This window comes from Natronococcus pandeyae, assembly GCF_008122205.1.
GTDB classification, from domain to species: domain Archaea; phylum Halobacteriota; class Halobacteria; order Halobacteriales; family Natrialbaceae; genus Natronococcus; species Natronococcus pandeyae.
In genome coordinates this window covers 1-4,337 of record NZ_PHNJ01000035.1, presented here as the reverse complement: position 1 = coordinate 4,337, position 4,337 = coordinate 1, and the positions used below count along the sequence as shown (strand labels likewise).

The following is a 4,337-nucleotide window of genomic DNA, read 5'->3' as shown; positions in this document are numbered from 1 at the left end:
CACGAGTGGCACGTTTGCGAGGTGTACGCCGGATTCACGTACTCAACCGGGATGCCTGCTTCCGTCGCCTTGTCCTCAATGCGCCCTTGCAGTCGGGCGAACGCCCACGAGTGTAGGCGACGATTCATGTACTTCCCGTAATCAAGACGCTCACGGATATACGTCAAGTCCTCCATCACTAACACCGGATTTTCGAACTGTTTGGCATACTCGACAGCCTGTCGAGACGCTTTCTCCACGGTGTCGGTGAGCGCGTTCTGGTAGTGTCCGAAGCGTTCGTCAATCCGCCACTCGGACGCGTCACGCTCTTGGAGTCGTTTCAGGGTCGTGTGCATCTCTTTGCGGAGATGCTTCGCTCTGCTTCCGCTACACACGAACGGGTCAGTCGGAGAACCGTCCTTGAGGGCACAGCCCGTTATCAGGGCGGTTTCTCCGATGTCTAAGCCGATGTGTGTGGCGTCACCGTCCGTCGCTGGTTCTTCGACCGGGTACTCAACGGTGACGTGCAGTACCCAGTTCTTCCGGTGCTTCTGAAGCCGTATCTCTCCCGCCTTCGCGTCCTCGGCTACGAGGTCGTGCCAGAGGTCTTCCTGTTCTGGGTTGATGCGGAGCGGTATCCAGAAGTTCGTGCCTCGACCGGGACGGGGAACCCACCATGTGAACTCGTAGTCACGTTCTTCGGAGTGGTCGAACTTCGCGGCTTGGTTCGTGAGCCGTATCGGGTGAGAGTCGTCCAACTCCTTGGCGTGGTACGTCTTCCGCAGTTTCGGGACGTAGTTGCACAGAGCAGCTTTGGCCTGATACGGGAGGTCGTAGGGCGTCACGATTTCGCTCACCGACGACATGGTACTTACCCCGGCGTCGAACGCCTCTTGCAGACCGTCACGGTACGTTTTGAGTAGCTCGTCGAGTTTCGACTGCTTGTGGGCTGTCGGTGGGGCGAACGTCGCTTGAAGCGTCTTAGTTATCGTTGTCACTGGCGTCTAATCCTTTCTCGATTAGTTCGGCGTAGGCACGAGGATGTCGGATGCCATTGTCGCGGGCGTAGTCTTTCACCCGTTCATGGAGGTCGCTCCCTCGCTCCATATCGATTTCAGTTCGCACAATCCTTTGTACGTTTTCTTGGCACTAATAACCTCCGTTCGGTATTCGGGCTGCTGTAGACTGTGGGTTGCGTAGTCGAGTGACGCGATTCACGCCCGCCGTGAACGGCGGGATTCTCTCGCTGTTTAAAGATAGAACAGAAAGCGGTCGTACTTCACGCTCCCCAGCCGATCGGTGATCAGGTCACGAGTGATCCGATCCGTCATGTACGTTGTTCTCTGGCAGAGGTATATAAAAAAGGCTATTTTCGAGAGCTCTCGGCTCGACAACGACTAAGAGTCTTCCGCTCGTCTTTCGAAGCAAGATGGCCACGAATCCTACGCGTGCGGTCGGTGGAGACATTCCGGACGACCCAGAGGACCTATTACCCGATGATAGCGTCCTTACTCTTGAGGAGTACCTCGAGATGCACGCCGCTGTTGGTCATCGTACCAGATACGAGATTCTCTACCGGCTCGTCCACAGTGGAGATAGGAGTCCGAAAGAACTCGAAGAGGCGATGAACATCGACGACAGCACTCTTCACTACCACCTCAACAAACTCCTCGATGTCAGCCTTGTCGAAAAGCGACAACGGACGGAGCGAGGACAGGATGGGCTATACACGTATTATCGGGCAACCATCTTCGGAGAGGTTACTCTCACTGAAGGAGTAGACGAACTGATCCGCGGCGAACAAGAGTTCGAAGAGATGTACGACAGCTCAGTTGATGAGTGAGCTACCAGAACCTCTGCAATTGTCTTCCTCTCTCTTTAGGCCGCTCAACTGGGAGTGGTCGCTGGTTAACTGGCATTCCCAGCCACACTATGGTTACGGCGGGCGAGAATATCACCCATAAAATAGATTGTTTGAGAAGAGTCACAATCGTCCTCAAATCAATCTCGATCAGATAATCTCGTCGAGAGTCGATCGAGTCGCTCCTGTGCAGATTCCGCGCGAGACTGTGTGATATCAGGGAGGTATTCTACTTCACGTAGTTCGCCTTCTTTGACAGTGACCTCGAGAATCGCGCCTTCGTGTTGACACTCTGCTGGTAGTTGCGTGACGTCGACATCGAGCTGATCGACGATCTCGCCGTCGTCTTCAAGCAGAAGCACTGCAGTCTGCTCATCGACGATCCGATCGAGACTGGCTGTATAGATTTCGCTCATCAATCGGCTACTGGCGCTGTAGCTACGTCAGTCGAGTGGGTCAGCGACGCTTGATCGTCATCGTCAGCTGGCTTCTCTTCGAGGAGGTCTTCGGCATGAGTCGAAAACTCGTGTTGGGTCTCGAGGCCATAGCTTTCGCCGTCAGTCGTAAGGACAACGTCGCCATGGACACCAGTCCAGTAGGTGTCGATCCCTCGGTCGGCGTAGTCTTCGAGGACTTCATCGTGTGGATGGCCGTACTGGCTATCGTAGTCGCTGGAGATAATCGCGACCTCCGGTGTGGCTTGCTCCATGAGGGGTGCTGTCGATGACGTCGACGATCCATGGTGGCCTGCCTGGTAGACGTCGGTCTCGAGGTTGTTACCGTGCTCGTCGACCATCCGTTGCTCGGCATCGGCTTCCGCATCACCGGTTGTGAGATACGAGAACTCGCCGAATTCGATGCTGAGTGCCACACTGTTGTAGTGGAGGTCTGATCCTGAATCGCCTGCTGGTGGGTTCAGTACGTGAACATCGGCCTCCCCGAATTCGAAGTGATCGTTCTCTTCGACAACTAGGAGTTCCACGTCGTGGTCTTCGATGGCGTCAAGATACCGTTCGTACGTCTGGCTGGTCGTTGCTACGCCAGAGTCGTAGGCCGTGCCGATGCCGTTGTGTTCGGTTTCATAGTGCTCGATGATCTCGTCGTGGCCACCAATGTGGTCAGCGTGGCCATGTGTTGCAACGAGATGGTCGATACGATCGACGTTTTGGTCCTCGAGGTAGTCGATCACGCCGGCACCACCTTGTCGCCAATCGCCGGAGTCGATGAGCATCGTCTCACCAGAGGGCTCGATGAGGAGTGTTGCGTCTGCTTGGCCGACATCGATGTGGTGAATCTCGAGTTCGCCATCGACCTCGGGTTCCGTGTCTTCTAGCTCAGAGTCAGTCTCGTCGGTTTCATCGGACTCGTCTGACTCTGTTTCGTCAGTGTCCTCTGACTCGTCTGTTTCCGTTCCATCGCTATCCTCGGACTCAGTTTCGGTCTCGTCAGTTTCATCCGGGTCGTCTGCCTCCGTTTCGTCAGTATCCTCGGAGTCATCTATTCCAGTCTCATCACTGTCATCTGACTCGTCTGTTTCAGTTTCGTCGGTGTCCTCTGAATCAGTTTCAGTCTCGTCAGTTGTGGTGTCGTCTCCAGATTCGACCGGATCTGCATCTTCTAACTCGTCGGCTGCCTCACCTTCTGGCTCATCATCACTCGTGTTCGCTCCGTCAGCACATCCTGCGAGAACCAGCATGGCTGCGACAAACACGATCAAGAGGAGTCGCTTCATCGATTCGATGGTATAGTTGCTGATGCATGACTGTTCGGATACTCAAGAAGACAGAACAATATTCAGAATTTGGTTACCTACCTCAGTTTTTGACTATTCTCACTGGGTGAACGTCTGGTAAGGGGCTTTCGGAGCCGAAGGTGTTTCATCGGAAAAAGCACTGATACAGGAGGCCCATCGAGGTTCGTCAGTCGGTCCACCAGCAACTCGAGATGACCGCAGTGGGTGCAGAATAAACCGAATCCGACCGGCCGAGCACGCAATCGAGACTGTTGCAGCGAGACTTCGCGAGTTAGGATTCTTGGAGTGAAACGATCCGTGGAGAGCAGTTACTGGCTGGGTGCAAAACAATGTGGGGTAGGTGGTCAGCAAGACAGCTGGGATTTAATCGAGGGCGTTACGTGAGGTATTTCGTGACAATATTCTCTAAGGGCTTGCGCGCGGGTCCATCCCCCTCGACGTCGCCTGTCAGATGGATCCGGTACTGTTCATCCAGTTTTTTGACGACCAACACCCCCTCGTCGATTACGGTCTCCCAGTCCGCATCCTCTAGTTTCTCGCGGAGCGGTGTCAGTGCGACAACGCCAGTGTCCTCTTGGCGGAGGGCGGCTGCCTCGGCGTCACTGACTCGCATGAGCCGCGACTCCGGAAATGTATAGCACGTTACATCGTGGTCCTGGGCGCCAGTGTACAGCGAATCCGGGTCCGTATCTTTCCACTCGGGCCAGTGTGCAGCCAGACCGGAGTCGACAAACGCGACCACGA

The 4,337-nt window shown here is 55.1% G+C and carries 5 protein-coding genes; 1 reads left to right on the top strand and 4 read right to left on the bottom strand.

The genetic code is table 11. The annotated features are described in order from the left end of the window. On the bottom strand, positions 1-977 hold a 977-nt coding region (locus CV102_RS25560; protein ID WP_148860814.1), incomplete at its 3' end, for an RNA-guided endonuclease TnpB family protein. 431 nt (positions 978-1,408) lie between these two features. On the opposite strand from CV102_RS25560, the gene CV102_RS25555 reads away from it, so the two are divergent. Beyond that, on the top strand, positions 1,409-1,822 hold the full coding sequence (locus CV102_RS25555; RefSeq protein WP_148860813.1) for a winged helix-turn-helix domain-containing protein: 414 nt from the start codon (positions 1,409-1,411) through the stop codon (positions 1,820-1,822). 158 nt (positions 1,823-1,980) lie between these two features. Here CV102_RS25555 and CV102_RS25550 read toward each other — a convergent pair whose 3' ends face one another. From CV102_RS25550 to CV102_RS26480, 3 genes are all read right to left on the bottom strand, one after another. Next, the gene (locus CV102_RS25550; RefSeq protein WP_148860812.1) at positions 1,981-2,256 is read right to left on the bottom strand and encodes a DUF3006 domain-containing protein; all 276 of its coding nucleotides are present in this window, start codon (positions 2,254-2,256) and stop codon (positions 1,981-1,983) included. Continuing rightward, positions 2,256-3,341 carry a ComEC/Rec2 family competence protein gene (locus CV102_RS25545; protein ID WP_394349523.1) on the bottom strand — a complete coding sequence of 362 codons (1,086 nt, stop codon included), beginning with the start codon at positions 3,339-3,341 and terminating at the stop codon, positions 2,256-2,258. The genes CV102_RS25550 and CV102_RS25545 overlap by 1 nt, the downstream gene beginning before the upstream one ends. A 628-nt stretch (positions 3,342-3,969) precedes the next feature. Further along, a partial coding sequence (locus tag CV102_RS26480; RefSeq protein ID WP_222863748.1) for a hypothetical protein occupies positions 3,970-4,337 on the bottom strand: 368 nt, incomplete at its 5' end.